This window comes from Streptomyces lushanensis (genome assembly GCF_001700515.1).
Classification (GTDB): domain Bacteria; phylum Actinomycetota; class Actinomycetes; order Streptomycetales; family Streptomycetaceae; genus Streptomyces; species Streptomyces lushanensis.
In genome coordinates, this window is sequence record NZ_MAUD01000705.1 from 1 (window position 1) to 603 (window position 603).

At 71.5% G+C, this 603-nt stretch carries 1 protein-coding gene; it reads right to left on the minus strand.

Annotated elements, in window-relative coordinates; translation table 11 throughout:
* A partial coding sequence (locus tag BFF77_RS32525) for a CorA family divalent cation transporter (protein WP_281196680.1) occupies window positions 1-507 on the minus strand: 507 nt, incomplete at its 3' end.
* Window positions 508-603 lie beyond the last annotated feature (96 nt).

Sequence of the window (603 nt, forward strand, 5' to 3'; positions counted from 1 at the left end):
CTCCAGGTCGACCTGGAGCTCCACGGCGACCTCGATGTAGTGGTCCACCACCGCGTCGCAGACGGCGTAGAGCACCGCCGTGGGGCCGTGTTTGAGCACCTCCGGCTCCGCCTCCAGCCGCTGGCGTACGGCCGTGAGCGCCGCGCCCCCGCCATGGCGGACCGTCACCACGAAGGAGTCGCCCATGAAGACCATCAGCTCGCCGGTGGAGACGGTGTCGCCCTCCGGCTCGTACTCCACGGGCTTGAGGACCATGAACAGCGAGTCGTCGTAGACCTCCAGCTTGGGCCGCTGATGCGCGTGGAGCGCGTCCTCGACGGCCAGCGGATGCAGCCCGAACTCGTCGCGTACCAGGTCGAACTCGTGCTGTGTCGGTTCGTGCAGCCCGAGCCAGAGAAAGGCGTCGCCCCGGGCGCGCGCCTCGTCGAGGGCGTCGGAGAAGTCGGCGGGGCCGTCGGTGCGGCGTCCGTCGCGGTAGATGGCACAGTCCACGATCACGGCGGGCATTCTTCCCGCTCCCGCGCCCGGCCGCACGCCGTGCCCGCGGGCCCGCCCCGTACATACCGGGCGCTTCCCGGCCTTACCGCCCGGTTCACCCCGGCG